Source organism: Frankia sp. Cppng1_Ct_nod (genome assembly GCF_920656135.1).
In the GTDB taxonomy this organism is placed as follows: domain Bacteria; phylum Actinomycetota; class Actinomycetes; order Frankiales; family Frankiaceae; genus Protofrankia; species Protofrankia meridionalis.
Genome location: NZ_CAKKTK010000144.1, coordinates 1 through 695, shown reverse-complemented (window position 1 = coordinate 695; position 695 = coordinate 1). Strand labels below are relative to the sequence as shown.

Annotated in this window: 1 protein-coding gene; it reads right to left on the bottom strand. The window is 62.0% G+C overall.

Going from position 1 to position 695, the window contains the following annotated elements; genetic code table 11:
- The coding region (locus tag NBW77_RS21830) for an ISAs1 family transposase (protein ID WP_250280274.1) at positions 1-641 on the bottom strand (641 nt) is incomplete at its 3' end.
- Between the last annotated feature and the right edge of the window lie 54 nt (positions 642-695).

Below are 695 nucleotides of genomic sequence, written 5' to 3'. Positions count from 1 at the left end.
CCCCAGTGCATGCGGACGTGGGTGTGGATGGCGGCCGGTGTGGCACGTTCTCCGCGCAGGCTGGTGATGACGAAGGCGTATTCTTTGGTGAGGCGGTTACCTTCGAGGTCGAACTCTTCGCGGCGGATGACAGCGATCGTCCGAGCAAATGGGAATCGGATGCCGTCGGCGGTGGTGGTCCAGACGGCCCAGCGTTTGATGCGCCCGTGAGATCGTTCCTCTTCCTCGTGGCCAGGATTTTCCTGGAGAATCCTGAGGACACGCTCGAAGATCTGTCGATGGAGGGTCGGCTGATTTTTCTTGACAGTTAGGACGTAGTCGATTCCGCGTTTGTGGAGCAGGATGGCGGTCCTGAACTGGGTGTGGGCGGTGTCCGCTGTCACGATAGTTCGTCCGCGCCTGTGCTTGAGGTTCTTCACGAGGTTCTCGACCTGGGTGATCTCGTTGGTGCTGGTGGGGACCAGGGTCTGGGCGACAACGACGCCCACTTCGTGGATCATGGCGGCGAACAGCGTGACCTGCCTGTTCTCGTCGGTCCAGGCCCCGCGCAGGACCTTGCCGTCCAGTGCGATGACCAGGTCTTCGTCGCGGTCACGTGTCGCGCATTCGTGCAGCCAGGCGCCGACGATGAGGTCCAGCACGTCCGCGTCGACATTCGTGAGGACCTCCCGGATAGTAGACTCGCTCGGCGCCAT